Origin of the sequence: Tritonibacter mobilis (assembly GCF_001681715.1) — a bacterium.
Taxonomy (GTDB): domain Bacteria; phylum Pseudomonadota; class Alphaproteobacteria; order Rhodobacterales; family Rhodobacteraceae; genus Epibacterium; species Epibacterium mobile.
The window spans coordinates 1-26,839 of sequence record NZ_LNWY01000025.1; the positions used below are offsets into that span (position 1 = coordinate 1).

Here is a 26,839-nt window from a genome sequence, read left to right on the forward strand (position 1 = left end):
TTTTGTCAACACGTCCTAGGTGGTTTCACCCGAGTATTGCGGCCCCGGATGAAGGCAAGCTGTAGCATGTGCGCCAGTATTGGGCTGTGGCACGATCTGCGCGCAGTCGTCTTGAGCACGCGGGCACCGACCACGGAAGACACAGCCGGAGGGCGGGTTCATCGGGGACGGCATGTCACCTACCATCGGCATGATGCGCTTTGCTCGCTCCGCCACCGGATCAGGGATTGGCACCGCCGAAAGAAGCGCCTGTGTGTAGGGATGTTGCGGATCATTGTAGAGTTCAGCTTTTGGCGCCTTCTCCATAATCCGTCCCAGATACAGCACCATAACCTCGTCAGAGATGTTTTTAACCACACTCAAATCGTGGGCGATAAAGATCATCGCCAACCCCAAATCACGCTGCAATTCCTTCAAAAGCTCAATCACTTGTGCCTGAATTGAAACATCCAGCGCCGAGACGGGTTCATCACAGATCAAGAGTTTTGGTTCAACGATAAGCGCACGGGCAATACCGATACGCTGACATTGGCCACCGGAAAACTCATGCGGGTAGCGGTTGATCATCTGCGGCAACAATCCCACCCGCTCCATCATCTGCGCAACACGTTTGCGGCGTTCCTTGGCCGGAATATCTGGGCGGTGCGTCGCAAGTGGTTCGGCAATGATTTGCCCGAGTGTCATACGAGGGTTCAGCGAGGCCAGCGGGTCCTGAAACACCATTTGGATTTCAGAGCGGTATGGTTTCATCCGGCGTGGACTGAGCGACAGAAGGTCGGTTTCACCACGCCACGTCACCTGCCCCGTGGCCGGTACCATCTGGATCAGACCCCGCGCCATTGTAGACTTGCCGCTGCCAGACTCGCCGACAACACCGAGCGTTTTGCCCGCCTCCAGATCGAAATCCACACCGTTGACCGCGTGCAGATAGCGCGGTTTGGTCCAAGGCATGTCGCCGGGGCGCACGAGCTGAAATTTGATATCCAATTTGCGGACGGAGAGAAGTGGACTCATGCGGCGACCTCCTCAACTGGGCGCTGGCATGCGCGCGCGCGGTCTTCGGCAAAAGCTGTTAGCGCGGGCATTACGCGGCAATCCTCCGCGGCAAAGCGACAGCGTGGGCGAAAGGGGCATCCTTCCGGCGGAGCGGCCATATTCGGCGGGTTGCCGGGGATTGCCTTCATTGCGGCGTCAGCATCATCGACACGCGGCACTGCCGCCAACAATCCGCACGTATAAGGATGCGAGGGAGCCGCAAAAAGCGGCTCTGTGGGGCCCTGCTCCATCACGCGACCGCCATACATAACCAGCACACGTTCGCAAAACCCCGCGACCACCCCCAAATCGTGCGTAATCAGGATCGTCGCCATGCCAAAGTCTTTTTGCAAATCGCCCAATAGATCCATGATCTGCGCCTGCACGGTCACGTCGAGCGCAGTTGTCGGTTCATCTGCGATCAAAATGTCAGGCTTGCACAAAAGTGACATGGCGATCATCACGCGCTGTCGCATGCCGCCTGAAAATTCATGCGGATAGAGCCGAACACGTTCCCTCGCTGCAGGGATTTTTACAGCATCCAACATGCGTATCGACTCTGCGAGCGCGTCTCGCTTTGACAGACCCTGATGCAATGTCAGAACTTCGGTCATCTGGTCAGATATCCGCATATAGGGGTTGAGCGACGTCATTGGATCTTGAAAGATCATCGCAACCCGCTCCGCTCGAATTTTATTGAGCACCTTGGGCTTTGCACCCAAGATCTCTTGCCCATCAAAACGTATGGAGCCTTCGGTACGTCCGTTGGGGGCGAGCAACCCCATAATAGAAAAGGCGGTTTGCGATTTGCCAGACCCGCTTTCACCGACGATGCCCAAGGTTTCACCACGGTCGATGGAAAGCGAGAGGTTATTGACCGCATGCACCGGTCCGTCTTCGCCGTCAAAAGTGACACAGAGATTGTTGATCTGCAAAAGCGACATCAGCGATCCTTGGGGTCAAGTGCGTCTCGCAGCCCGTCACCCACAAAGAACAGGCCGAACAGCGTGAGACAGAAGAACAGAAGAGGAAAACCCAACTGCCAGGTGGTGCCATAAGCGATGGTCCCAGCCCCTTCGGAAATCAGAGCCCCCAAAGAGGTCAGGGGTTCCTGTACCCCAAGGCCGAGAAACGAAATGAAGCTCTCGGTCAGGATCATCAGCGGCACCAGCAGAGTGGCATATACCGCGATCACACCAAGCAGGTTTGGCACAATATGGCGCAGAATGATTACTGGTGCGGACACCCCCGTGGCACGGGCGGCCTCGACGAATTCTCGGCCCTTGATGGTCAACGTCTGGCCCCGCACGATGCGCGCCATTTCCATCCATGAGATCACACCTATGCCCGCGAATAGTATCGTAATCGAGCGTCCGTACATGACCAAAAGCAGGATCAGCACAAACATGTAAGGCACCGCCATAAAGATATCGACGAGCCGCATCATGATGTTGTCTGTACGCCCGCCGACGTAACCTGCGATAGCCCCGTAAAGAGTACCAATGATGCAAGCGATCAGCGCACCGACCAGTCCAACCGCGAGACTGATTTGCGTTCCTTGTACCGTACGCGCAAAGAGATCCCGTCCCAGATCATCAGTGCCAAAATAGTGGCCACTTGCGAATGATGGCCCACCCAATTCGGCAACCTGCCCCATCACGTTATAGTCGAGTTCCTCGTTCGACCACTGTGCGAAAAAATTTCCAAAGAGTGCGAAAACCACCACGAAACCGAGGATGGCGAGCCCCACAAGGGCCGCCTTGTTGCGAAAGAAACGCCGCCGTGCATCAGACCATGGGGATCGGCCTTTTCCAACGAGCGCATTGGCTTCGACGGCCTGTTCCGGTGTCATTGCCATGTTAATACCTGATCTTTGGATCGATCCATCCATAAAGGATATCGACCACGAGGTTGAAGAAGATGGTCAGCGCCCCCATCAGGATCGTCACGCCCATCATGACTGCGTAATCGCGATTCAGGGCGCTATCGACAAAAGCCTTGCCGATGCCGCCGGTCGAAAAATAGATATCAACCACCACCGAGCCTGTGATCATCGCCACAAAGGCGGGACCAAGATAGGAAATGACAGGAAGCATCGCAGGCTTCAGCGCGTGACGCAAAATTACCTGACGTTCGGGCAGGCCTTTCGCACGCGCTGTACGGATATGGTTTGAGGTCAGCACCTCAAGCATGGATGAGCGCGTGATCCGCGCGATCGACGCCATGAAAGACGTTGAAAGCGCGATCACTGGCATGATCCAATATTCGGGTCCCTGCCAGCCACCTCCCGGCAACCAACTGAGCCACAGTGTGAAGACCAGTACGAGGATTGGTGCCATCACGAAGTTGGGCAACACTTGCGCGCCGATGGAAACACCTACTGCGGCATAATCCAACAGAGAGTTGTGTCGCATGGCTGCTGCCACACCAAGGCTCGCGCCAACAATCACCGCAACAGCGAAGGACAAAAGCCCATAGGTCAATGTGATCGGGAAGCCTTGCGCGATGATCTCGTTTACCGTGCGGTCTTTGTAGACAAAACTCGGGCCGAAATCGAATTCGCTGACGATCCCCCAGACATAATTGACGATCTGCCTCCACAAGGGATCGTCGAGGCCGTATTTCGCATTTAGGTTGGCCAAGACCTGCGGCGGCAATTCCCGTTCCGATGTAAATGGCCCGCCGGGGGCGGAATGCATCAACACGAAGGAAATCACGATCAAAAGCAAAAGCGTCGGGATCGCAATAGCAAGACGCTTAAGGATGTAAGTGAACAAGACTGTCGCTCCCGGAACAAGTCGAGGTGGCTAGGTATAAAGGCGAGCGATCCACCAAAAAGGACCGCTCGCCCGAGTAGGATTACTCCGCGACGCGGTATAGATCCTTACCATACCAGTTATTGTTCACATTGTTCTGCGGCAGACCTTTGATATCTTCGGCGATCATATCGACGTTGGCATAGTGATAGATCGGGATAATCGGCATTTCTTCCGCCAGAATGCGTTCAGCGTCTTGATAGAGCGGCTGCGGATTTTCAGCGGTCTTGCTATCTTTCATGACCTTGTCATAGGCGTCGTTGAAAAACTCGCCGTTGTTGTGGCCAGAGTAAGAGGTCATCAAGTCCAGATAGGTCGACGCCTCATTGTAGTCTCCGCACCACGCATAACGCGCCATGTCAAAGTCCTGATTATGCATCCGATCAGTGTGAACCTTCCACTCATAGTTATCGAGCGTGATGTTCACACCGATTTGCTTGAGCATTTGTGAGGCCGCGATGGCAATCTTCTTGTGGTCCTCGGACGTGTTGTACTGCAGCGTCAGATCAAGCGGATTGTCTGATCCATATCCAGCCTCTGCCATCAGGGCCTTGGCTTTTTCGAGACGTTGAGACTGATCCATCTCATCCGCCCATGCCAACTCCGGACGCTCAAAGTCGGCAATTGCCCAATGGGTCCAATTATATGAGGCCTTTTGCCCCCCCTGCAGAATGCGGTCGACGATAATGTCGCGGTCAATCGCATAGGCCAGCGCCTGACGAACCCGCACATCGCGCAAGGCTTCAGGACCCTTTTCCCCCACATTCAGCACGTAGATGTAAGAACAATTATAAGGGGTCGAGACCGCTTGCTCAGGGTATTCTTTCTTTAGCCGCGGATATTGCCCAGCGGGAATATCAACCCGATCCAGCTCGCCCGCAAGGTAGCGTGTCAAGCCTTGGTTCACATCATTAATGGTCAATGCCGTGAGTGTTTCCATCACCACATTGTCAGCATCCCAATAGGTGTCGTTTTTCTCCATGACGACCCGTTCGCCCAGTTGATGCGCGGTCAGAGTATAGGCCCCGTTGCCCACCAGCGTTCCCGCATCGGTCCAGTCATCCCCATGCTCTTCCACAACACTTTGTAGCACCGGGAAGGTTGATGCGTGGACGAGCATTTGGGGGAAATAGGGCAACGGTGTCGTGATCTTGACCTCTAGGGTGTGGTCGTCCACTGCACGCACACCAAGTTCTTCGGGAGATTTGTCACCCGCGATCACCTCAGGTGCATTCTCAACCTGCATCAATTCCATGTACCACGCGTACTCCGACGCGGTCGCAGGGTTGGCCAACCGACGCCAAGAATAAACAAAATCCGCAGCGGTCACTGGTTCGCCATTCGACCACTTGGCATCTTTGCGCAGGTTGAATGTGTAGGTTTTACCATCCTCCGACACCTCGTGATCCAGTGCCACGCCGGGAACCAAGTCGCCGTTTCCGTCTTCGTTGTAGAGCCCTTCAAAGATGTTACGCAGAACATCAGAACCTTCGACATCGGTATTGATTTGCGGGTCCATCGACTTGATCGCATCCAAAAGCCAGAAGGTATAGGACTGATCAGCGGCCAAAGTTACGCCCTCAGGCACATCCGCCGCATGCGCCTGCAACGCGAGGCCCAAGGCAAGTGCCGAGGACGCCAATGTTGTGCGAATTTTCATGATGACTCTCCGTCTGTTGGTAGCTTTTCTCGTTATGATTGAAGTCATCCAATCTGAATCTGTATTCAGTTGCAAGAGGGTGCCTTGCGTCATCAACAGAGAGCAATTTTGCGCCGATGGAAGAACGGGCGGTGTGCAAAGGAAAGGAATATGAGGCTTGGCTGGGCCCTCCGCATTTTTCCTAATCGGTCATAAATCGATTGCCCGCCATCACACGTGTACCGCCATTTGGCAGCCTGCGGATACGGCACGGGGTCAGGGGAATAGACCTGCGGCTTTTGATGATGTCACACGCCTGACAACTGCTCGCGAACCCACGGGCGTTCAGGTATTTGGCCTTAGATGACAACGCCCCGTGTTGCGATGTGGATGGATGGCACAAATAGGTATCAAGCGGCGACCCATCACGGCCAACAGCGCATAGATCACCCGCGCCCCTATCAGAACAAATCTACGAACTCAGCACCGTACAGCATGTTCCGGAACACCTGATTGCTCCACGGGAACTTGATAAACACAGCCCTGAGATGGATTTGGGTTGGCAATTCCCTCAAAGGCCGTCGTTACAAAAAGTGTCTGCATATTCGGCCCACCAAACGCAGGACAAGAAGAATGCAACCCTGCCACTTCAATGATCCGGTCAACTTCTCCGTCTTGAGAATACCGAACTACCCTACCCGCACCCCATTGCGCATTCCAAAGGCCACCTTGTGCATCAACCACCGAACCGTCTGGGTTAAAACCTTCGGATCCGGGATCAGCAAAGGCGCCGGGTTCCCCTTTGGGCCACCCTTCATGGTCAAGCGGTTGCTTCAAAATCCGCCCCTGCTGCGTATCTGCAAAATACGCAGTGCTTCCATCCGGAGAAAAGCAGATCGAATTGGGGATCGACAGGCCCGACCAGAGATTTCGCAACTCGCCACGATAATACCGGTAAATCGCGCCGTATCCGGCTTCTGCGCGCTTTCCCATGGTGCCGATCCAGAACCCGCCTTTTGGGTCGGCGCGACCATCGTTTGATCTGGTATCAGGATTGTTGGCTTCAAGTTCACAAATCAAATCGCGATGACCTGTGCCAATATCAAATCTCCACAGCCCAGTCTCCGAGGCGATAAGCAATGTGTCTTTATCAATCCAACCCGCGGCAGAGTGGCATTCGCTGAATTGCCATTCCAAGGCCTGACCGTTGACACGGGACAAGAGTCTATGGCCAAGAATATCAAACCAGAACAAGTGCTTGCGCAAAGGGTGCCACAACGGGCCTTCCCCCAATTCGCAGGCGCGCTCATCAAATACTGTCGCAATATCTGTCATGGTCGGGCCTCGTCGTAGCTCGCCGCAAATGCGGCGGCTTTGTCTGCTACGATTTGAGCCGTATCCCCCGGCTTAAAAAGTGCACTCCCAACGCCGACGCCATTGGCCCCAGCCGCAAACCAGTGCCCCAATGTTGTTGGTGAAACGCCACCGACCGCCCAGCAGGGCACTTCAGATGGTAAAACTGCACGGACAGCCTTTAGTCCGGTCGGCCCGATAACCTCACCCGGGAAGAACTTTAGCGCATCTGCACCACTGGCCAGAGCCGTGAAAGACTCAGAAGGCGTCATCACCCCCGGATAGGATGTAAGCCCAATCTGCTTGGTCGCGCGAATAACATCTGGGTTTACGTTCGGCGAAACCACAAAGCGCCCGCCTGCCGCGGCGACCTCGCCCACCTGTGTAGATGTCAGCACTGTTCCGGCTCCAATACTGGCCCGTACTCCGTGTGCTTGAACCATGCGGCTGATAGAGGAGAGAGGATCGGGAGAATTTAGCGGCACCTCAATGATGGTAATGCCTGAATCGATCAGGGCCCCGCAAATTGCAACGGCTTCATCCGGGGTGACGCCGCGCAGTATCGCCATAATGTTTCGGATCACACATCTTCTCCTTTTAGCGCAGACCGTGCAGCGATGAGACCTGCGAGGGTCATGTCCTCAGTTTCGGCGTGGCGGACCTCGGGCGCAAGTCGGCCCAGAGAAGCATATAGCTCCCTTGTCCGTTTCTCGCCCACTAGAATTACAGGGTTTTGTTCCCAGAACGAACGCGCCCCAGCGAGTTCCAAACCTATCAACACTCCTGATAAGCGCGCCCGCGTTTCCCCGCGACCTGTTGTGGCGAGCAAATTCTGCGCTCTCAAACCAAAGAGCGCCGCGCTGGTGTCTTCAGGGGTGGCTAAACCCTGTGACACGGCGTCGGTAAACGCGGCATTGTCCCAATCACCGTCGAGGCTCTGCCGTAGGATCGAGTGTTGCGTGAGAATGGCAAACAACTCTCCAGTCATAAACGTCCTGAACTCAAGGACCGCGCCACCTGCGACGCGCACCCATTTTGTATGCGTACCGGGCAAGCAGATTACGCCGTCAAACTCCGGATTTCGGGCGAGAACACCAGCTATCTGAGTTTCTTCGCCCCGCATCACATCCGGCGGGTTTGTTTGTGACAAGCCCGGCAAGATGCGCACATCTATGCGACTATCATTCGTGATAACCCGCGATACGGTCCCGTTTTGCGGGGCCGCGGGAACCGAAACATAACCTGCCTCCCGCCAGCCGCCTCGCGCCCCAGCCATACCGCAAACCAAAACCGGAGTTGGGCGGTCTGGCAGCAAGTCTTCGACAAGCGACAGAAAGCTCTCCTCAAATTGGTCCTCTCGCAGACGACCCATCCCGTGATCCGATTTACGCCGTTCCAGAACAGTGTCATCGGCGCGCATTGCCCAAATCCGAAGGTTGGATGTCCCCCAATCAACCGCGATCCAATCTGGTGCTGTCATAAGCCGCTCACGTCGTTGGGCAGCAGCGCGTCAGGCATATTCTGATAGCAAACCGGACGCAGAAAACGCCGGATCGCCAGCGTTCCCACACTGGTCGCGCCGAAGTTGGTCGATGCAGGATATGGTCCGCCATGCACCATACTGTCGCAAACCTCGACTCCGGTTGGATAGCCGTTGGTCAAAATACGCCCTGCCTTTCGCTCAAGAACTGGCATGAGGTGGTGCGCAAGGTCGCTGTCACTCTCATCCATCATCAGCGTGCAGGTCAGTTGACCCTTGAGAGCGCGCGCCACAGCAAGCATCTCCTCACGATCTTTTACTCGAACTATCACACCAAATGGGCCAAAAATCTCGTGAGCGAGCGTGTCGTTTGCCAGCCATTCCTCGCCCGTTGTATCGGAGAGGTACGGCTTTGCCCTGCGCCCATCACAGGCAGAACTCAGAACCTCCGTTACTCCACTCATGTTAGCAACCCGTTCGCAGCCAGCCCGATAGCTGTTTGCAATCCCTTCGGTCAGCATGGTCTGGGCACCACCCTCAGACAGGGCCAAACGCGCAGTTTCAGTGAAAAAGTCTGCACTGGGCCCCTCCATCAAAACGACCACGCCGGGATTGGTACAAAACTGTCCTGCTCCCATGGTGAGTGATGCGGCCCAATCTTGGGCCAAGGCCTCGCTCCGCGCTGACATCGCTTCTGGCAGCAGGAATATAGGGTTCACACTGCCCAATTCGCCGAAGAACGGGATCGGCGTTGGGCGGCTAGCACACAAGTCAAAGAGCGCGCGCCCGGCACCGAGCGATCCGGTGAACCCCACCGCTGCAATCAGCGGGTGCTGCACCAATGCGGCGCCCAATTCCTTCGTATTGCCTTGCACAAGATTAAAGCACCCAGGATGCAGATCGCATTTCGTGATCGCGGCAAGGACCGCTTCGGCAATAATTTCGCCTGTGCCTGGGTGGGCTGGGTGGCCCTTAACGACAACCGGACACCCGGCTGCCAAGGCTGACGCGGTATCGCCGCCGGCTGTAGAAAAGGCGAGCGGGAAGTTTGATGCACCAAAAACCGCAACTGGCCCTATGGGGCGCTGCACCATCTTGAGGTCCGGTCGTGCCAGAGGCTGACGGTTCGGTAATGCGGGATCGTGACGATGGTCGAGGTATTCGCCCACTTCAATATGGTCTGCGAACAGACGCAACTGACCAGTGGTCCGGCCCCGTTCCCCCTGCAATCGCGCCTCAGGCAGGCCGGTTTCTCGAACGCCAATTTCTGTGATTTCATCTGCCCGAGCCTCGATCTCCTCCGCGATGGAGCGTAAAAACGCTGCCCGCTCTGCGCGAGAGGTAGAGCCAAAGGTCCAGAACGCGTCCTCTGCGGCTTGAACCGCGCGATCGACATCCTTTGCGTCACCATTGGCCGTCTCGTGCGATAGTCCGTCGATCGGCTGCGACGCAAAAGTGGTGGCAGAGCCGATCCATGCGCCTCTAATCAAGTGTTTTCCGTGCGGTCGATACGCCATGAATTACCTCTTTATTTACCCCAGCGCAGCGCGATCAGGTCGAGTTCTCGTGACAGCGAAATAAGCCGCTCTTTGGTACGTGGCGACAGCGGAGTCAGCGGATGGCGCACGTAATCAGAGCCGATAACGCCACCCTCCATCATCACCGTTTTTGCAGCGCGCAGCCCACACTGGCGGTTTTCGTGGTTGATCAGCGGCAGGCATAGCTTCCACTGATCCAGTGCCGCCTCCATGTTGCCTGCACGGTAGTCTGTTACAATGGGGCGGATCTTTTCCGGCTGCAGTGCCGAGGTCATCGTTCCCGTACAGCCTGCATCAAGATCGGCCAGCAAGGTCACTGCTTCTTCGCCATCAAATGGTCCGACAATATGCTCTGCGCCCAAGTCGATCAGCGCGGCGAGTTTGTCGGCTGCAAACGGTGTTTCGATCTTAAAGTAAGAGACGTGTTCGATCTCCTTCGCCATCTTGACCAGCAATGGTACGGGCAAGGACACTCCCGATAGCGGAGCATCCTGCACCATGATCGGGATAGAAATCGCGTTCGAGACGGCCGCAAAATGTTCGAACACTCCCTGTTCAGAAGGAGCAAGCCCCACGCCATGATACGGCGGCATCATCATGAGCATCGACGCCCCCAAACTCTGCGCTTCTTTCGCGCGGTGTATGACGATGTCTGTTGCAAAATGGCTGATCGTGACAATGACCGGAACCCGGCCCGCCACATGGTCAAGACTGACCCGAGTGAGGGTCGCGCGCTCTTCGTCCGACAGCAGGAACTGTTCGGAATAGTTGGCAAGGATACAGATCGCATCAACGCCTTGGTCGATCATACAATCAAGCACGCGCCGCATCCCATCGGGATCAATGGCCCCATCGCTGTGAAACGGTGTTGGAGCGACCGGCAGAATACCGGTAAGTGGATTTTGCATTTTGACCTCTCAGTCTCAGGTCACGCCAAGACGTGAAACCTGCATGAAAACTGCCCTCTGCACTGCCAGAGAAGCGAAAGAGTCAGCGTTGCGCTGGACTTGGTGCTCAACGACTCCCAGCCCCCGCTCAGTCGATTACCATTCGAAGGGTTCAACGGTGATGCGCTTGCCGAGTGTAAAAGCATCGGCCACATGCCGCATGGGCGACAGATCCATATCTATGCCCCCCCTTTGCACCAAAGAGGCCATCTGAGCGTAAAGACGAGGGTATTCACCGGTCAGATCCGAGACACTTTCGTCAATCTCGCCATCAATCGTCAGCTTATCACCACCATTTTCTAGGATCATAATGCCTTGATCGGTTTCGGCCTGAATGGTCCATGTCGGCGCACCGGGCTCCAGCCAGTCGAGGTTCATGGACACCTCAGCTCCCCTCGGATGATGAAAGCTGCATTCCGCTGCAATTGGCGCCTCGCGGTTCGCGGGAAAGTGGAGCTGAGCCCCGGTCAGATGAACTGGCTCAGGCAGAATTTCCGTCAGGATCGACAGTGCGTTGATGCCCGGATCAAAGACACCTAAACCGCCTGCCTCAAACACCCAGTCTTGCCCGGGATGCCATTGCCGCACATCTTCTCGCCAGTTGATCGTCAGTTTCTGCAGCGCCTTTTCTGCAAGCCAAGCCTTTGCCGCAAGCACTTTGTCTGCTTGCCGTGAATGCCACGTTGCATAAAGCGACACCCGATGAGCTTGCGCCATCGCTTTGAGCGCGTGGCATTCCGACAGCGTCGCACCGGGCGGTTTTTCAAGCATCACGTGCCGACCCGCGCGGATTGCCGCAGCCGCATAGTCAAACCGTGGAACCGGCGGCAGGCAGAGCGACACGACACGGATGTCTGGCCGCTCTTCCAGCATCTGTGCAAAATCATGAAAGGCAGGAACGCCCGCCACTGTACCATGACGTGACACGGTCGCAGATAAATTCCAGTCAGGGCTGTTCTGGATCGCGGGCACATGTTGGTCGATTGCGATCTTTCCGATGCCGATTAATGCGATTTCCATCAATGAGAGTCCTTTCCGACAGGAGATCCGCGGCAACCCTTCAGAAAATCGAGATCAGCGCCGGTATCCGCGCCCTGCACGTGCTGCTGATGCATCCAGAGATAGCCGCTATCAACTTGCTCGTGGCTCGGCGCCCAAGCCTGTAGCCGGGCCGTCAGTTCAGCGTTGGGAATATCGAGGTGCAAACGTCGCGCTTCTACGTCCAATTCAATCATGTCCCCGGTCCTGACCACCGCAAGGGGTCCGCCTGCTGCGGCCTCGGGCGAGGTATGTAAAACGACAGTTCCATAAGCCGTACCCGACATGCGCGCATCCGAGATACGAACCATATCGGTTATACCTTTCCTCAGAACTTTGGGTGGCAGCCCCATGTTGCCGACCTCCGCCATGCCGGGGTAGCCCTTTGGGCCGCAATTCTTCAGAACCATCACGCAGCTCTCGTCTATGTCGAGCGCCTCGTCATTGATCCTAGCTTTGTAGTCGTCAATATCCTCGAACACGACCGCCCTGCCCCGGTGTTTGAGCAGCTGTGGTGTGGCAGCCGAAGGTTTCAAAACCGCGCCCTGCGGGGCAAGGTTGCCACGGACCACGGCGATGCCGCCCTGCTGGGTCAGCGCTTTGGAGAGCGGCAGGATGACGTCTTCGTTCCAGTTGCGGACATCCTTCACCTCGTCCCAGATCGTTTGTCCGGATACCGTTAGCGCAGTTTTGTGCAACTGCCCTCCTTCACCCAAGCGTTTCAGAACGACAGGCAGGCCACCTGCATAAAAGAACTCCTCCATCAGATAGGCCCCCGAGGGCATCAGGTTGACGATCGTGGCAACGTCCCGCCCGCAACGATCCCAATCGTCCAGCGTCAGATCGACCCCGACCCTGCCCGCGATGGCAAGCATGTGGATCACTGCATTGGTTGACCCCCCGATCGCGCCATTTGTCCTGATTGCGTTTTCAAAGGCCTGCTTTGTCATAATGTCCGAGGGCTTCAAATCATCCTTCACCATCTGAACGATGCGTCGTCCTGACATCTGCGCGATCACCCGGCGGCGACTGTCGACAGCTGGAATTGCAGCATTGCCTGAAAGAGCCATACCAAGCGCCTCAGCCATACTCGCCATCGTCGAAGCGGTGCCCATGGTATTACAAGTCCCGGATGACCGGCTCATGGATTCTTCGGCTTCGAGGAACTCGTCCTGTGTCATCTCGCCCGCCTTCACCGCCTCGGAGAACTTCCACAAATGAGTGCCTGATCCGACCCGCTCACCGCGAAAATACCCGTTCAGCATCGGCCCGCCCGTCACCACGATAGATGGCAAATCAGTAGAAGCCGCCGCCATCAACAATGACGGTGTGGTCTTGTCACACCCAACCAGCAACACCGCACCATCGATTGGTTGCCCTCGCATCTGCTCTTCAATCGACATGGCGGCGAGGTTGCGAAACATCATCGCTGTTGGACGAAACGTATTCTCAGAAGCTGAAAAGACCGGAACTTCGACGGGGAAACCGCCCGCCTCCCAGATGCCAGCCTTCACCTTCTCAGCCAACTCGCGAAGATGCCCGTTGCAAGGTGTCAGATCGGACCAAGTATTAAGGATACCGATGATCGGACGCCCGTCGAACAGATCATGTGGGTAGCCTTGGTTTTTCATCCAGCCGCGGTGATAGATCGTGTCGCGACCGTTTCCGGCATACCATTCCTGCGAGCGGAGCCTGCGCGGCCAGGGTGCGGGTTCGAACGCCATAGCTTACCCCTGCTTTGATTTGTTGTAGACGTCAAAGATGACAGCGGCGAGCAGAACAAGCCCCTTGATCATCTGCTGATAATCGATGCCGATCCCCATGATCGACATGCCGTTGTTGAGCACCCCCATCAAGAATGCACCGACCACTGCCCCAACGATCGTGCCCACCCCGCCGGACATGGATGCGCCGCCAATGAAGACTGCCGCGATCACGTCGAGTTCCAGCGCGAACCCTGCTTTTGGCGTCGCAGTGTTCAGGCGCGCGGCAAAGACCAGACCCGCCGCCGCTGCCAGCACCCCCATGTTTACAAAGGCCAGAAAAGTCAGCCGCTCGGTCTTAATGCCAGATAATTTCGCCGCCTTCTGATTGCCGCCTAGCGCATAAACCCTGCGCCCCAGCACGGTGCGCTCTGTGAGGAACGCGTAGATCATGGTCAGCACACCCATGGTAATCAGCACATTCGGCAAGCCCCGAAAGGTCGAGAGCTTGAACATAATGAATACGATGGCTCCTACGACGATCACATTGCGGGCAATAAAGAACGCGCGCGGCTCGTCCACGACACCGTATGCGCGATTGCGGGCTCTGGCGCGCAGGCCGCTCCAGACGATTGCGACTGCCGCGATGATCCCGACACCAAGCGCTAGGACGTTCACCTGTCGCGCACCAAACATCGCCGCAAATGTCTGCCCAATTCCTGCGGGAAAGACGTCCGCCACAAACCCATTGGCCAGGGCCTGAAATTCCCGCGGGAACGGTCCGACAGATTGACCTTCAAGCAGCAACAAAGACAGCCCACGAAACACCAGCATTCCTGCAAGCGTCACTATGAACGACGGGATTTTCCAATATGCGACCCAATATCCCTGCGCCGCACCAATCAGGCCCCCGACGACAAGGCAGATCACGATAGCCAAGAGATAAGGCACATCCAATTGCACGATCATCACCGCCGCAAGCGCACCGACAAAGCCCATGACAGACCCAACCGACAAGTCGATGTTTCCCGACACGATGACGATCAGCATCCCAAGCGCCATGATGATGATGTAACTGTTTTGTAGCAGCAGATTGGTAATATTGACCGGCCGCAGCAATGTACCAGACGTCGAAATCTGAAAGAAAATCATGATGGCGATAAGCGCGAAAAGCAGCCCGTAAGTCCGCAGATGGCCCAACAGATATTCACCGATCCGCATCGGCTCTGCTTCGGTGGTGGTGGCTTGCGCAAGTGTCATTCCTTGCTCCTCTCTATTCGGTCACGATGAGCGACATAATCCGCTCTTGGCTGGCCTCTTCGGCGGTCAACTCACCGACCAGAGCGCCTTCGTTCATGACGTAGATGCGATCACACATGCCCAAGAGTTCGGGCATCTCGGACGAAATCATCAAAACGCCTTTCCCCATCGCGGAGAGCTCGTTGATGATCCCGTAAATTTCGAATTTGGCACCGACATCGATCCCGCGTGTCGGCTCGTCCAGGATCAGAACCCCAGGCTCGGCAAAGAGCCATTTGGACAGCACCACCTTTTGCTGGTTGCCACCTGACAGGTTCATCACCTTCTGAAATACAGATGGCGTGCGAATATTCATCGCCTTGCGATAGCGCTCGGCCACCTCTGTTTCGAGGTTGTCGTTCAGGATTCCGTTTTGTGAGACACCCTGCAGGTGGGCGAGCGATACGTTGCGACTGATCGGCTCCTCCAGGATCAGCCCAAGGCTTTTGCGATCTTCGGTCACATAGGCAAGCCCGGCGTCGATGGCGCGATCAACACGGCTGACATCCACCTCCTGCCCTTTAATACGGGCTGAGCCCGAGATGTTTTGACCATAAGAACGGCCGAAAATACTCATAGCGAGCTCAGTCCGGCCGGACCCCATAAGCCCTGCGATCCCCACGACTTCGCCAGCGCATACCTTGAGATTGGCCGATTTAATCACCTGCCGGTCAGACTGTTCGGGATGCCAGACATTCCAGTTTTGAACCTCGAAAAGAACATCTTTTGCAACACGTCTCCGGGCCGGATAGCGATGCGCCATATCCCGGCCAACCATGTCGCGCACAATGGCGTCTTCGGTGATCTCCTGCGTGCGCGCATCCATGCTGGAAACGGTCGCCCCGTCACGAATGACAGTGACGCTGTCAGCGACGCGACGCACCTCATTGAGCTTGTGACTGATGATGATGCTGGTCACGCCCTGTGCCTTCAACTCAAGCAGCAGATCCAGCAACGCTTGACTGTCGCTTTCCGACAGTGCTGCCGTTGGCTCGTCGAGGATCAGCAGACGCACTTCTTTGGACAGCGCCTTGGCAATCTCGACCAATTGCTGCTTACCCACGCCCAGTTTGCCGACCAGTGTTGTAGGTGCCTCGCGCAAGCCAACTTTATGCAGCAGTTCTTCTGTCCGCCGAAAGGTGCCATGCCAGTTGATAACCCCGCGCGAGGCTTGCTCGTTGCCCAGGAACAGGTTTTCCGCGATCGACAGAAGCGGCACAAGTGCCAGTTCCTGATGAATGATGATAATGCCACGTTTCTCGCTGTCGGCTATGTTGCGGAACTCGGCCAAACCGCCGGAATAGTGAATTTCACCCTCGTAACTGCCCGCCGGATACACACCGGACAGAACTTTCATCAGTGTTGATTTCCCGGCTCCGTTTTCCCCGACCAACGCGTGAATTTCTCCCTCGCGGACCGTCAGGCTGACCTCATCCAGTGCCTTCACGCCAGGAAAGGTTTTCGTGATCGAGCGCATTTCAAGAAGTGCGGACATAAAACCCTCTCGGACTTTTTGTGGACCTGCCCGCACAAATGCCCGGGCAGGCCAAGGAAAATCCTTTGTTTACGCAGGTATTACTGGATTTGGTCCATGGTGTAGTAGCCCGAACCGACAAGCACCTCTTCCCAGTTCGCAGCCGTCACCGGCAGTGGTTCGAGCAGATATGAGGGCACGACTTTTACGCCATTGTCATAGGTTGTCGTGTCGTTGATCTCTGGCTCGCTGCCTTTGAGCAGCGCATCCACCATACCCACGGTCACCCCAGCCAATGCGCGCGTGTCCTTAAAAATGGTGGAATACTGCTCGCCCGCGATCATGGATTTGACCGAAGGCACCTCCGCATCCTGCCCGGTCACAATCGGCATCTGCATGTCGCCAGACCCGTAGCCCACGCCCTTGAGAGATGAGAGAATACCAATCGACAAACCGTCATAGGGGGATAGGGCACCGTGCAGGGGCTTGTCTGTGTAATTTGCGGACAAGAGGTTATCCATCCGCGCTTGTGCAACAGCGCCATCCCAACGCAGGGTCCCCACGGTATCCATACCCATCTGGCCAGACACAACCTGGATCGAGCCGTCGTCGATCAGCGGTTGCAGCACGCTCATCGCGCCATCATAGAAAAAATACGCATTGTTGTCGTCGGGCGAGCCTCCGAACAGCTCGACATTCCAAGGCTTTACATCCGGAAAGCGCTCCTTCAAGCCATCAACCAGCGTCGTCGCTTGCTGCACACCAACCTTAAAGTTGTCGAATGTCGCGTAATAATCGACATTTCCGCTGTCGCGGATCAGCCGGTCATAGGCAATGACCTTGATGCCAGAGGCCGCCGCATTTTCCAAAGCGTTCGACAAGGTCGTGCCATCAATCGCGGCGATCACCAGTACATCGACCCCCTTGGTAATCATGTTTTCGATCTGAGCCAGCTGGTTCGGGATATCGTCTTCCGCATATTGAAGATCGGTCTCATATCCTGCGGCCTCAAACTGATCGACCATGGAATTGCCATCCGAGATCCAGCGCGCCGAAGACTTGGTCGGCATGGCGATCCCGACAGTGCCATCTGCCAATGCCGCTGTCGCCAGAATGGCAAGAGCACTGGCCGAGGCCAGGATTTTCTTGAACTGCATGGTGTTCCTCCAACTTGAAGCCAGCATCTCCCGGCTGTGCTTCATCTCCCTTTCAGGTCCTCCCGAACCCTGAAGATGGGTAACAGGTGAAATTCATACCACTCAATTCGAATTTTCGAGATTCTGCATATCACTTATGGTATACACCAGTATGGATTTAGCCAGTCACCTCAAACCAGCACATCTCAACCTGTTGATGAAAATCGCGGAATCCGGTCAGCTGCAAAGAGCTGCTCAGATGGTCGGCATGTCGCAACCCGCTGCATCCCGGATCCTCGCCGAGATAGAAGAACGCGTGGGCGGCCCGCTCTTTGAGCGTCACCCCAAGGGAATGGTGGCGACGGCGCTTTGCGAGATCTGCATCAGGCACGCCAAGATTATCCTAGAAGAATATCATGCACTTGATGAAGACGCCCGCCGGATCATGTCGGGTCAGGCGGGCCGCGCCCGAGTTGGCGCGGTGACAGGGCCTGCGGTTGGGCTGTTGATGCCCGCGATCCGTGCCATCAAAGCGTCAGCCCCCGATATCGAAATGACCATCGAAGTCGGCCCTTCCACGGAGTTGGTGCGCGGTCTGGTCGAAGGTCGTTTCGATTTTGTGATCGCCCGCATCCCGCCGGAGTATGACGCGCGTGATTTCCGCCTTCAGCCCGCGCGTAGCGAGATCGTTTCCCTTCTCGTACACCCGGAACACCCATTAGCCAGCAAGACGCGCATTGATCTGGCAGAACTCACCGCGTTTGAATGGGTCGTGCAGGAAATAGGTTCCCCGATCCGTCAGGCCGTCGAAGCCGCCTTTCACGAAAAAAAGGTTGAAACACCAACGCGGGTCACCAATTCGTCCTCTTTGTTGGTGGTTCTGTCGTTGCTCGAGTCAAAAGAGATGATCGCGCCACAATCTGAAGAAGTCGCAAAAATGCTGGCGCACGGGCCGCTCGGGACCAAACTGGTTGCTCTCGATCTGGCTGACCCGATCATGGTTTCGCCTTGTTTCATCATCCGCAACAGATTTCGGCAACTTCCTCAGTCCGCCATGCAGGTTCTCGATTCTGTATATGGAAATCTATAGTCAACAAATTGATGTTGTCAGATTGCGAAGGGTGACTTTCGCTACTCACTCCAACCAAAGTGGACCCGTTCGAATGCTCTTGCATGATGAAACGGTGGACGAACACGATAGTTTGTGAGGTCAGCCTATGCCCGAGGGTACTAGGTCCATTTCAGTGCTTTGTGTTGAGGACCTCTACTTAAAACTCTGCAACTATCTGTATAAATTTCGTTTCCCCCTGGCAGGGCTTTTTTGACTTGAAGAGGCTCTCCATGCAACCTATCACGACCATGTGCCGCTGTGGTGGAATGGTAGACACAAGAGACTTAAAATCTCTAGCCTGTATGGGCGTACCGGTTCGAGTCCGGTCAGCGGTACCACTCATTTACATGAGTTGAATTCACTTTCACCAGCGGCTCATTCGGTTACAGCTTCTACTCGGATCGCGAGCATAACATGAGCAGCCGACAGTGGCTGAGCTGCGCCAACTGAATAGTCCAAGTTGAAAGTTGAGTGCATGGTCGGCCTTTACCCGTCAGAACGATGCCCTCGATGAAATAGCCCGCAGTCAGGTGCGGGCGCTGGGCCTGCTGCAAGTCGGGATCGCCGAAAACCTAGAGGCGCAAAACATCGGCTTTAATCGCATCGAGATCGCACTTACACCCGTGCTCGCGCAGCGGTTCGGGCCCAAGGAGGCGCCCGTTGGGGGCAGCTAAGCCGGTCATCCCTATACGATCTTTGAAGACGAAGGCGCGTTCTACGGGCCAGAGCAGGAATATGTCCTGCGCGACGCCATCGGTCGGGACTGGCAATGCGGCGCGCTTCAGGTGGATTTCAACCTGCCGGAAGCCTCACCCGAATCCACATGTTGATGACAGGTGCGAGCTGAGTAGGGTTAACGTCAGCAATTGGGCTTGCGGCCCTCGTAATCGATTGGCTTTAAACTCAATAAAAACAGGTGATAATTCATTGATTTTGCGTGGTGTTCACACAGGCCACGGCATCCCCGCCTGCGTCATCACCTCTGCGAACCACCAGCTTTTGATTGAGAACAAGACCATGTGGATCAATAATCTACAATTAAAACCAAAGTTGCACCTCTTGCACCAATGTGCTTTTACATGAGCGCCTTCAGCTAATCTCAGATCGCTCCCAACCAGTATTTTCGGTTTCCGGTAGCAATTTAGGAAAGCCAGTCTTTCAAAATTCATAGGAAACGATCATGCCGCAAAATTTGCGAATACTTCGTCGTGTCTTAACGACGACCACCAGTTGTGCTGCGCTCAGTCTTTGGGGGCTGAATGCCCATGCAGCCGAACAAGAGCCTCACGCGCTGCAGGAAATAAAAGTCACCGAAGGACATGAGGGAGACACAGCTGTTTCCTCCGACGACCTCATACTCAAGAGTGCGACAAACCCGCAGAATGTCTTAAACTCCACGCCTGGCGTTTCAACGCGCCAAAGCCCTAACCAGCCGGGAATTGAAGTCAATATCCGCGGCCTTTCGGGATATGGCCGGGTCAATAGCATGATCGACGGTGTGCCGCAGACCTTCAAGAATACCGCAGGACATGAAAGCTCCGGCGGCAATCTTCTCTACACGCATCCTGAACTGCTTGCGGGCGTCGAAATCGAACGCGGCGTGGTCAACGGCGCACACGGCGCCGGCACCCTCGCTGGGGCTGCGAATTTCCGTACACTCACGTTTAGCGATGTTGTGAAAGCCGGTCAAAACCAAGGAATCATGGCGCGCCTCAGAACAGGGAGCAACGGCTTTGACCATTCCGGCGTGCTGGCGATCGGGAAGCGGTTTGAAGGGATTTGGGAGCAACAAGGCCATATTGATGTGGTATTGGCCTATGCTGAATCCGAAGAAAGCGAATACCAGACCGGATCGGGAAGAGAGCTCGACAGCTCTGACTGGAATCGCGGCTCGGCCAATACACCACGTGGAGCTTTGGCAAAGGTGGAATTCGTGCCCAACGATCAGCATCGCGTGGCGCTGGGATATCGGTGGTATGAAAACAGCTTCCGCAATTCAGGATATGGCTGGGATGTGGACAACCGCACATGGACGCTCGACTATCAGTTCACGCCCGGCGGCAATTTAATCGATCTCACCTTCGCTGCCTATTATAACGATACAAATCTAGAATATCCGGGCACGGGCGGGTCTTATGCGGGGCGCAAAACGCAGGAAGAGACGTCCGGTTTTTCCATTACCAACACCAGCCTGCTGCAAACAGGACGTGGCGAAGACATTAAGCTCAACTACGGGATCAGCTGGAACCGCGATGATTTTCAGACGCATGCGATGCGAGGTGGCAATCATCCGGGCAAACTCGACAAAGCCAGTATCTTTGCCGATGCAGAATTCACCCACGGGCGCATCACTTTCCTCGGGGGGCTGCGGTATGATCACTGGAGCATCAATGGCTATCGCCCGCCCTACAGCGCGGGCGTAGCGGATTGTCCAGCAGGGGGACCAAGCTGCGGTGATGACTGGGTAAAAAGGAACGGAGGCAAGCTACTTCCAAACATTGGTATCAACTACCAACTCTCCTCAGAGGTCATGCTTTCCGCCAGCTATGCCCACACCTTCCGCCCGCCCACAACGCATGAGGCGTTCTATAGTCTCGTTCCGTTTGGCGATGGTGTCGGCACTGGTGAAACCAACAATATCAACCTCAAACCTGAATTCAGTCGAACTTTTGAACTGAGCGCAGAGTATCGCGATACTGGCCTATTTTCATCTGGCGATGAGGCGTGGCTCAAGGTAACAGCCTTCCACAGCCGGATTGATGACTATATCTACAATGATTTTGTAGAAATTCCCGGTCGGTCTTTTACCCGCGCGATGTGGGTCAACGCCGATGACACCACCACCATGCAAGGTCTCGAACTGGAGGGCGGCGTCGATACCGGTCGGTTCTATGCAAAACTGAACCTGTCACTTAGTGATACGGATACCGCACCAATTGGACAGGGAACCGCGATGGGCAACGGTCTGACCTCGGCTCAGCCTGATACATCAGCGTCTCTCGACTTGGGGTTCCGGGCCATGGATGGACATCTGACGCTTGGCGGGATCGTGCGTTACACGGGCAAAGCCACACAGGCAGCATTTGACTGGTCGAATTGGCCGGATGGAGCCTACGTGGAGACTATGGACAGCTACACACTCGTCGATCTTTACGGCAGCTATGAGCTGTCAGATCACGCCACACTCTTTGTCTCGGTGGAAAATGCCTTTGACAAAGAATACGGCTATTCTGGGGGAAGCGTCTCAGGGTACCAAGAATTGAGCGGGCGCGGACGTACCGTCGTCGCGGGCGTAACAGCGAGATTCTAAAGTCAATGAAACCTGCGCCTCGTCTGAGAATTCCCCAGATGAGGCGCATTTCAAATGGCGGCAGCATAGGTACTGACTGCTGCGATACAGTATCGATTGGCTGATGCAGACAGCGGCTATTGAACCAGCCGCCACACTCGAATGTTGCATGAACCGCTGAAGAAAAACTGCCCGATAGGGCGTCCCCTGCCCTTTTTTTGGGCTTACTCCCCAATCCTTTCGTCACGTTGGCGAAAATGGGACGGCGCTACACCGAAGGCCTTCTTTATCGCGGTCGCAAAGTTTTCAGGCGAGGAATAGCCAACACGATATGCGGCCTCACTGATGCTTAACCCAAGCCGCTCTATTGCATCCCGACCCGCGTTCGTGCGTTCAGCCCTTAGGTATGTCCCCAGCCCCACACCTTCATATTGCGAAAACAGACGTTGGAACGTGCGCAAACCGACACCGCAGGCCGCCGCCACATCCTTGGAGGAAATCTGGCGATGGAGGTTTTGAGAGATGTAGTGCTTTGCATGCTGCATTACCAGCGCATGGTCATCCGCACGCCTGCGCAAATCATCGAGTGCGCCATTAAAGAGATCAAGACCCAATGCCATGCGAGTGATCTTGGCTTCGTTCTCGACAAGCTCGCGTGCCAAGGCAACCAGCGCCGATCCGGGTTTCCATGCCCTATAGGCCAGAGGCCCCGCGCCCGAAATCAACGATGGCATCCGCCCGACGCCGATCACTTGCATCCAGTCAGGTGACATCGACACAGCCGTTTTGATCAACGGGTTTCCTTGGTTTTCGAGGAAACGAACGGGCAGCGCCGCATCTGTTTGAAACAGCAATGCAGCCGGGGACTGCGTGGCATCCATCGCGAACTCCTGCGCGCCCAACTGAAACTTTTGCCGCCCTGACAAAAGGCAAAGAAGCGAAACCTTAGGCTCTGCGAGCTTGCCGTCTTCCGCCATGACGCCGTCCACGCGCTGGTTCAAAACGCCAACGCGAAAATTTCCGGGAAATCGTTCAACGCCCATGTGCTCTGCCTACTGTTTTGGAGCTTTACGTGTTGGCGCGAAATCAAAGGCGTTTGTCAGCTACTCAAATGCCAATGTTATCGACGGGCTACGCTCAGCACTAATATAACCTCGCAAATGACTCAAGTATTCTGACCGCCTAGCGAATACATGACAGCGCCATGCTGCCGAGCTGGGTACAGCTGAAAAAGGACCCCCCAATGATGAAGCGCATGACCCGCACCTCTCTCGGCGCGCTTATGCTGACAGTTGTTATTCCGTCAGCCGCCCTTTCCCAAAACGTCACAGAGCTGGAAGAGATCAACGTCGTCGCTGAGGACGCAGATGGCGTGGTCGAAGGTTACATTGCGACGAATACCTTATCGGGTAGTAAGACAGGCACCGCACTTGTCCGCCTCGATCAAACAGTGAATGTCGTTCCAGCTGACCAGATCGAAGACCAAGGCGCGCAGAGCGTTGCTGAGGCTCTGCGTTACACGCCGGGTGTCTTTACAGAATATCGCGGCACATCGAACCTGCATGACGAAACATACATCCGTGGGTTTGGCTATGCCCCGCGGTTCGTGGATGGGTTAGCGTTTGGCCGCAACTCATTTGGCCAGATGGACCCGTGGTTGCTTGAACGGGTTGAGGTCATCAAAGGCCCGGCATCCGTTCTCTATGGTCAGGCCAATCCCGGCGGCATAATAAACCTCGCGACCAAGCGCCCCACCGGTGAAAGCGCCCGGCGTGGTCGGTTGACGCTGGGATCGGATAACCGCGCAGAATTTAGCTTTGATATGGGGGGCAGTTTTGCGGACAACCCCGCGTACGCTTGGCGTATCGTTGGGATGGCACAGCAGTCTGACACCCCCGAAAACGGATTGAAGGAACGTCGCTACGCGATCATGCCATCGCTCACCTGGCGCCCCGATGACAGCCGCAGCCTGACCTTGTCCTTCCTGAGCCAAAACGAACCAGACGCCGGTTTTCGAAACTTCCGCGAACGCCTCGGCACCTTGGACCCCACCTTTTTTGGATATATCCCGCGTGACTTCTTGGTCTCCGATCCGAGCTTTCAACAGTCCGAACGCACCACACATGCGTTTTCACTCCAATACGAACAGGAAATCGGTGCAGCCTCCACTCTGCGCTCGAACCTGCACATCACCGATTTTGCAACAAAATACCGCAGCCTAACATGGGGCTCGCTTGCAGCGGATGAAGTGACGATCTCTCGGACCGCATCGGGCGGCACCGATGATCTGTTCCAAATCGCCCTAGATACAAATCTCGAAACCCGGTTCTCGACAGGCGCGGCGGAACATACGTTGCTCGCCGGGGTCGACCTGCAGCGCAACAAACGAGATTACGCTTGGGGCTTCAATTTCTCGGTGCCCTCAATTGATTGGCGCAATCCAGTCTACGGTCTTAACCCCGAAGACTACCCGCTAACAGATCGCCAGAGCAACACCGACACAACATCGCATCAGGCTGGTCTTTATATTTCTGACCGTGTCGAGATCGGTGCACTGATGCTCTCGGGCGGTCTGCGCTATGACTGGTTCGAAACCGAAGTGACCGACAATCTGGCCGGCTCAGTGAACACCTACAGCGACAGCGCATTGACCGGTCACATTGGCGCGCTTTACAGCCTCGACAATGGGCTTGCGCCTTACTTCAGCTATTCAACCAGCTTTGAACCCGTGACGGAAACGCCGCTGCCCGGCAGCCCTGCATTTGACCCAACAGAAGGTGAGCAAGTCGAAATCGGGGTCAAATGGCAATCTCAGGATGGCCGCTATTTTGCACAGGCCGCGCTGTTCGACATCACTCAGAAAGGCGTACTCAACTATAACTCCACCTTAGGGGGCTATGAACAAACCGGAAAAATCGCCAGCAAGGGATTTGAACTCGAAGGGCGCGCCGAACTGGCTCAGGGGCTGAGCCTTATTGCGAGCTACTCCTATGTTGATGCCATCGTGGAGGAATCCGTCAGACCCTCCGAAGTCGGCAAAACACCCGCGCGTTTGCCCCAACAACAAGCGTCCATCTGGGCGAACTATCAGATGGACTCGGGTCTCGGCCTTGGGGCCGGTCTGCGTTACATCGGCACAAGCCAAGGCGACGGCAGTAATAGCTTTGAAGTGCCGGCCGTCACTCTGGTCGATCTTGCACTGAGTTATGATTTCGGACGTCGCAATCCCCGCCTCGAAGGGCTGACAGCGCAGCTGAACGTGCGCAATGTAGCAGATAAATTTTACACCGCATCATGCGCGTCCACCTACGCTTGTTTTGTGGGCACCGGGCGCACAGTCACCGCATCCATGGACTTTGCATTCTGATGTCGCGCATTGGACAACTGGTCATGGCAGCAGCGGCAGGGATCTCCCTGCCGTTGGCGGCCCACACAAAAGACCTGAATGTCAGCGGGACGCTTGATGGTACTGCCGCCATCATCGCGCTGGAAGGTAACATCGGCGATTACTACAGTGGCCATCTGCAACCTGGCAAAGCCGAGGTCTATATCTTCGCGCCAAACGCAACGGACAAACGCCTGCTGGCGCGCGGATCGGGTGGCTCAGAACGCATCCATTTCGTCGCAGCCACTGATGAGCCGCGGCTCGAAATTGTTGGCGCTAAAGGCACAGACTATGAGATTATGCTCACCCGTCGCACCCCCAATGGATCCCAAGACGCACCAACCCATGAGCTGCGCAGCCCCAAACTACAACAAACCCTGACCGCACTGCAGGCAGGTGCAAATTCTGACGCATTCTGGATTGATGTCTCGGCGCAAGGCACGCCCCTCATCGAACATGTCGATGGCCGCACCCTCATGACGTTTCTCTATCGCGGGGCGGCAAACAATGTGCGTCTCCTTGGCGGCCCCTCTTCGGATCATGACTGGCTAGCCCGTCTTGGCGATAGTGACATCTGGTATAAAACATATGAGGTGCCAGACGAAACCCGCCTGTCCTACCGGCTCGCCCCAGATGTGCCGCGCTTTGACGGGAACCCGCGCGATCAGCGCATGGCAATTCTCGCAACCGCCGCTGCAGATCCGCGTAATCGCGCGCCGTGGCCGGAAACGGCACCCAGTCGCTGGCAACAATGGTCCACCGTGAGCTTGGAAAACGCACCTGTGCAACCGGGCTTTCCGTTGAAAGGCGCGAAAACGCCGGATCTTACCTCAGAGAGTTTTGCATCGGATGTTCTCGGAAATCGCCGCGAAATCACCTTCTTCCGGTCTGAAAACTTCAGCCCGGATGCAAACGACGCGGTGCTTCTGTTCATGTTCGACGGCCCCAGAGCAATCGCAGAGATGCAGATCCCCCAGATGCTCGACCGGCTTACGGCATCACAGGCCATCCCCCCTGTCGCGGCTGTATTTATTGATCCGATCGACGTGGCCCATCGCGGTGCGGAACTGCCGGGAAACCCGGACTTCAGCGCCTTCATGGCCCAAGAGCTCCTGCCGCGCGCGTTGCAGCATTTTGGCATGGAACACGACCGGACCCGCACGGTATTGGCGGGGGCCAGCTACGGTGGAATTGGCTCAACCAATGCGGCCTTGGATAAACCTCAGTCGTTTGGGAACGTCATCTCACTCTCGGGGTCTTACTGGTGGGCGCCAGAAGGTGCAGCATCAGACAACGGATTATCTTATGTAGCCAACCGCTTGATCGAAAGCGATCTATCAGAGGAAATTCGCTTCTTCATCGGCGCAGGCCGTTTTGAAACCAGCACAACAGGACACTACGAAATCCGCGAGACATCTCGGCAACTGCATGCCGTACTTAAGGCGAAAGGCATGGAAAGCCATTGGTGTGAATACGATGGAGGCCACGACAGTTTCGTCTGGAGAGGTGGCTACGGAGACGGCCTGATCGCCCTGTTTGGAGGCGGTGCGAAGGTTTGCGATGAGAGCGAATAAGGTGCTGATTCTATGTAATAAG

21 protein-coding genes and 1 tRNA gene are annotated in these 26,839 nt (G+C 55.8%); 6 read left to right on the top strand and 16 right to left on the bottom strand.

Translation table 11 applies throughout. The features are described from left to right. Positions 1–15: 15 nt before the first annotated feature. From UB90_RS20360 to chvE, 15 genes are all read right to left on the bottom strand, one after another. Positions 16–1,014, bottom strand: coding sequence for an oligopeptide/dipeptide ABC transporter ATP-binding protein (locus UB90_RS20360; RefSeq protein ID WP_065326707.1), 999 nt, complete (start codon positions 1,012–1,014; stop codon positions 16–18). Further along, on the bottom strand, positions 1,011–1,979 hold the full coding sequence (locus UB90_RS20365) for an oligopeptide/dipeptide ABC transporter ATP-binding protein (RefSeq protein WP_065326708.1): 969 nt from the start codon (positions 1,977–1,979) through the stop codon (positions 1,011–1,013). The genes UB90_RS20360 and UB90_RS20365 overlap by 4 nt, the downstream gene beginning before the upstream one ends. Next, the gene (locus tag UB90_RS20370) at positions 1,979–2,893 is read right to left on the bottom strand and encodes an ABC transporter permease (RefSeq protein WP_065326709.1); all 915 of its coding nucleotides are present in this window, start codon (positions 2,891–2,893) and stop codon (positions 1,979–1,981) included. Before UB90_RS20370 ends, UB90_RS20365 begins: the two co-directional genes overlap by 1 nt. 1 nt (position 2,894) lies before the next feature. Further along, positions 2,895–3,812, bottom strand: coding sequence for an oligopeptide ABC transporter permease OppB (gene oppB / locus UB90_RS20375; protein ID WP_065326710.1), 918 nt, complete (start codon positions 3,810–3,812; stop codon positions 2,895–2,897). An 82-nt stretch (positions 3,813–3,894) separates the two neighbouring features. After that, positions 3,895–5,511: a peptide ABC transporter substrate-binding protein gene (locus UB90_RS20380; protein ID WP_065326711.1), complete on the bottom strand. Its 1,617-nt coding sequence runs from the start codon at positions 5,509–5,511 to the stop codon at positions 3,895–3,897. 459 nt (positions 5,512–5,970) lie between these two features. Next, on the bottom strand, positions 5,971–6,825 hold the full coding sequence (locus UB90_RS20385) for an SMP-30/gluconolactonase/LRE family protein (protein WP_065326712.1): 855 nt from the start codon (positions 6,823–6,825) through the stop codon (positions 5,971–5,973). Then, on the bottom strand, positions 6,822–7,427 hold the full coding sequence (locus UB90_RS20390; RefSeq protein ID WP_065326713.1) for a 2-dehydro-3-deoxy-6-phosphogalactonate aldolase: 606 nt from the start codon (positions 7,425–7,427) through the stop codon (positions 6,822–6,824). Before UB90_RS20390 ends, UB90_RS20385 begins: the two co-directional genes overlap by 4 nt. Further along, positions 7,424–8,323, bottom strand: a complete 900-nt coding sequence (locus UB90_RS20395) for a 2-dehydro-3-deoxygalactonokinase (RefSeq protein WP_065326714.1) — start codon at positions 8,321–8,323, stop codon at positions 7,424–7,426. The genes UB90_RS20390 and UB90_RS20395 overlap by 4 nt, the downstream gene beginning before the upstream one ends. Continuing rightward, on the bottom strand, positions 8,320–9,840 hold the full coding sequence (locus UB90_RS20400; RefSeq protein ID WP_065326715.1) for an aldehyde dehydrogenase (NADP(+)): 1,521 nt from the start codon (positions 9,838–9,840) through the stop codon (positions 8,320–8,322). Before UB90_RS20400 ends, UB90_RS20395 begins: the two co-directional genes overlap by 4 nt. A gap of 11 nt (positions 9,841–9,851) precedes the next feature. Continuing rightward, complete coding sequence (locus tag UB90_RS20405; RefSeq protein ID WP_065326716.1) at positions 9,852–10,769, bottom strand: dihydrodipicolinate synthase family protein; 918 nt, start codon at positions 10,767–10,769, stop codon at positions 9,852–9,854. 135 nt (positions 10,770–10,904) lie between these two features. Continuing rightward, positions 10,905–11,828, bottom strand: a complete 924-nt coding sequence (locus UB90_RS20410; RefSeq protein ID WP_065326717.1) for a Gfo/Idh/MocA family protein — start codon at positions 11,826–11,828, stop codon at positions 10,905–10,907. Continuing rightward, a complete protein-coding gene (gene araD, locus UB90_RS20415) occupies positions 11,828–13,570 on the bottom strand; it encodes an L-arabinonate dehydratase (protein WP_065326718.1) in 1,743 nt (580 codons plus the stop codon). Before araD ends, UB90_RS20410 begins: the two co-directional genes overlap by 1 nt. Positions 13,571–13,573: 3 nt before the next feature. Next, positions 13,574–14,809 carry a multiple monosaccharide ABC transporter permease gene (gene mmsB, locus UB90_RS20420; RefSeq protein WP_065326719.1) on the bottom strand — a complete coding sequence of 412 codons (1,236 nt, stop codon included), beginning with the start codon at positions 14,807–14,809 and terminating at the stop codon, positions 13,574–13,576. A gap of 13 nt (positions 14,810–14,822) precedes the next feature. Then, positions 14,823–16,343, bottom strand: a complete 1,521-nt coding sequence (mmsA, locus tag UB90_RS20425; protein WP_065326720.1) for a multiple monosaccharide ABC transporter ATP-binding protein — start codon at positions 16,341–16,343, stop codon at positions 14,823–14,825. An 80-nt stretch (positions 16,344–16,423) separates the two neighbouring features. After that, positions 16,424–17,479 carry a multiple monosaccharide ABC transporter substrate-binding protein gene (chvE, locus tag UB90_RS20430; RefSeq protein ID WP_065326721.1) on the bottom strand — a complete coding sequence of 352 codons (1,056 nt, stop codon included), beginning with the start codon at positions 17,477–17,479 and terminating at the stop codon, positions 16,424–16,426. 151 nt (positions 17,480–17,630) lie between these two features. On the opposite strand from chvE, the gene UB90_RS20435 reads away from it, so the two are divergent. The 4 genes from UB90_RS20435 (at position 17,631) to UB90_RS20450 (ending at position 21,879) form a co-directional block, all read left to right on the top strand. Further along, complete coding sequence (locus UB90_RS20435; protein ID WP_065326782.1) at positions 17,631–18,548, top strand: LysR family transcriptional regulator; 918 nt, start codon at positions 17,631–17,633, stop codon at positions 18,546–18,548. Between the two features lie 273 nt (positions 18,549–18,821). Beyond that, positions 18,822–18,907 (top strand) — tRNA-Leu (locus UB90_RS20440). Positions 18,908–19,036: 129 nt separating this feature from the next. Beyond that, positions 19,037–19,243 carry a hypothetical protein gene (locus tag UB90_RS20445; protein WP_065326722.1) on the top strand — a complete coding sequence of 69 codons (207 nt, stop codon included), beginning with the start codon at positions 19,037–19,039 and terminating at the stop codon, positions 19,241–19,243. Positions 19,244–19,749: 506 nt separating this feature from the next. Beyond that, entirely contained in the window at positions 19,750–21,879 is a 2,130-nt protein-coding gene (locus UB90_RS20450; protein ID WP_081285629.1) for a TonB-dependent receptor domain-containing protein, read from the top strand. A gap of 203 nt (positions 21,880–22,082) precedes the next feature. On the opposite strand, the gene UB90_RS20455 is transcribed toward UB90_RS20450, so the two are convergent. Beyond that, complete coding sequence (locus UB90_RS20455; RefSeq protein ID WP_065326723.1) at positions 22,083–22,901, bottom strand: helix-turn-helix transcriptional regulator; 819 nt, start codon at positions 22,899–22,901, stop codon at positions 22,083–22,085. A gap of 200 nt (positions 22,902–23,101) precedes the next feature. Here UB90_RS20455 and UB90_RS20460 point away from each other — a divergent pair, with 200 nt between their 5' ends. Together UB90_RS20460 and UB90_RS20465 are read left to right on the top strand one after the other, a co-directional pair. Beyond that, positions 23,102–25,225 carry a TonB-dependent siderophore receptor gene (locus tag UB90_RS20460; RefSeq protein ID WP_157888774.1) on the top strand — a complete coding sequence of 708 codons (2,124 nt, stop codon included), beginning with the start codon at positions 23,102–23,104 and terminating at the stop codon, positions 25,223–25,225. After that, the gene (locus UB90_RS20465; RefSeq protein WP_065326724.1) at positions 25,225–26,817 is read left to right on the top strand and encodes an alpha/beta hydrolase-fold protein; all 1,593 of its coding nucleotides are present in this window, start codon (positions 25,225–25,227) and stop codon (positions 26,815–26,817) included. The genes UB90_RS20460 and UB90_RS20465 overlap by 1 nt, the downstream gene beginning before the upstream one ends. The last annotated feature ends 22 nt before the right edge of the window (positions 26,818–26,839 follow it).

What these genes read in the sequence shown, in the direction of transcription:
- UB90_RS20465 (WP_065326724.1), top strand. Translation starts at nt 25,225, where the DNA reads ATGTCGCGCATTGGACAACTGGTCATGGCAGCAGCGGCAGGGATCTCC.
- UB90_RS20405 (WP_065326716.1), bottom strand. Translation starts at nt 10,769, where the DNA reads ATGCAAAATCCACTTACCGGTATTCTGCCGGTCGCTCCAACACCGTTT.
- araD (WP_065326718.1), bottom strand. Translation starts at nt 13,570, where the DNA reads ATGGCGTTCGAACCCGCACCCTGGCCGCGCAGGCTCCGCTCGCAGGAA.
- mmsB (WP_065326719.1), bottom strand. Translation starts at nt 14,809, where the DNA reads ATGACACTTGCGCAAGCCACCACCACCGAAGCAGAGCCGATGCGGATC.
- UB90_RS20455 (WP_065326723.1), bottom strand. Translation starts at nt 22,901, where the DNA reads ATGGGCGTTGAACGATTTCCCGGAAATTTTCGCGTTGGCGTTTTGAAC.
- UB90_RS20450 (WP_081285629.1), top strand. Translation starts at nt 19,750, where the DNA reads ATGCCGCAAAATTTGCGAATACTTCGTCGTGTCTTAACGACGACCACC.
- UB90_RS20360 (WP_065326707.1), bottom strand. Translation starts at nt 1,014, where the DNA reads ATGAGTCCACTTCTCTCCGTCCGCAAATTGGATATCAAATTTCAGCTC.
- UB90_RS20365 (WP_065326708.1), bottom strand. Translation starts at nt 1,979, where the DNA reads ATGTCGCTTTTGCAGATCAACAATCTCTGTGTCACTTTTGACGGCGAA.
- chvE (WP_065326721.1), bottom strand. Translation starts at nt 17,479, where the DNA reads ATGCAGTTCAAGAAAATCCTGGCCTCGGCCAGTGCTCTTGCCATTCTG.
- UB90_RS20370 (WP_065326709.1), bottom strand. Translation starts at nt 2,893, where the DNA reads ATGGCAATGACACCGGAACAGGCCGTCGAAGCCAATGCGCTCGTTGGA.
- UB90_RS20395 (WP_065326714.1), bottom strand. Translation starts at nt 8,323, where the DNA reads ATGACAGCACCAGATTGGATCGCGGTTGATTGGGGGACATCCAACCTT.
- UB90_RS20410 (WP_065326717.1), bottom strand. Translation starts at nt 11,828, where the DNA reads ATGGAAATCGCATTAATCGGCATCGGAAAGATCGCAATCGACCAACAT.
- UB90_RS20380 (WP_065326711.1), bottom strand. Translation starts at nt 5,511, where the DNA reads ATGAAAATTCGCACAACATTGGCGTCCTCGGCACTTGCCTTGGGCCTC.
- mmsA (WP_065326720.1), bottom strand. Translation starts at nt 16,343, where the DNA reads ATGTCCGCACTTCTTGAAATGCGCTCGATCACGAAAACCTTTCCTGGC.
- UB90_RS20385 (WP_065326712.1), bottom strand. Translation starts at nt 6,825, where the DNA reads ATGACAGATATTGCGACAGTATTTGATGAGCGCGCCTGCGAATTGGGG.
- UB90_RS20400 (WP_065326715.1), bottom strand. Translation starts at nt 9,840, where the DNA reads ATGGCGTATCGACCGCACGGAAAACACTTGATTAGAGGCGCATGGATC.
- UB90_RS20435 (WP_065326782.1), top strand. Translation starts at nt 17,631, where the DNA reads ATGGATTTAGCCAGTCACCTCAAACCAGCACATCTCAACCTGTTGATG.
- UB90_RS20460 (WP_157888774.1), top strand. Translation starts at nt 23,102, where the DNA reads ATGATGAAGCGCATGACCCGCACCTCTCTCGGCGCGCTTATGCTGACA.